Consider the following 542-nt stretch of genomic DNA (forward strand, 5'->3'; position numbering starts at 1 on the left):
TTGTCGGATGCGCGTCGTCTGGGTCATCGGGTTCTGGGTGTGGTGCGGGGTTCGGCGGTCAATCAGGATGGTGCGTCCAATGGTTTGACGGCTCCGAATGGTCCGGCGCAGCAGCGGGTGATCTCGCAGGCGTTGGCGAACGCGGGGCTGGGTGCCGGGGATGTCGATGTGGTCGAGGCGCATGGGACCGGGACGCGGTTGGGTGATCCGATCGAGGCGGGTGCTCTGCTGGCCACCTATGGTGCGGGCCGTGGGGTGGATGCTCCGTTGTGGCTGGGGTCGCTGAAGTCGAACATGGGGCATGCGCAGGCGGCTGCGGGTGTGGCGGGTGTGATCAAGATGGTGATGGCGATGCGGCACGGGGTCTTGCCCCGGACGCTGCATGCCGAGGTGCCGTCGCCGCATGTGGACTGGTCGGCCGGTGGTGTGCGGCTGTTGACCGAGGAGCGTGTGTGGGAGCGGGGTGAGCGTCCCCGTCGGGCGGGTGTGTCCTCGTTCGGGATCAGTGGCACCAACGCCCACGTCATCATCGAGGAACCCGA

Annotated in this window: 1 protein-coding gene; it reads left to right on the forward strand. The window is 67.5% G+C overall.

What is annotated here, in order from left to right; genetic code table 11:
* Positions 1-542: polyketide synthase (locus NLX94_RS38740; protein ID WP_254387999.1), on the forward strand; the 542-nt coding region annotated here is incomplete at both ends.

Origin of the sequence: Streptomyces sp. TBY4 (genome assembly GCF_024213195.1) — a bacterium.
Classification (GTDB): Bacteria; Actinomycetota; Actinomycetes; order Streptomycetales; family Streptomycetaceae; genus Streptomyces.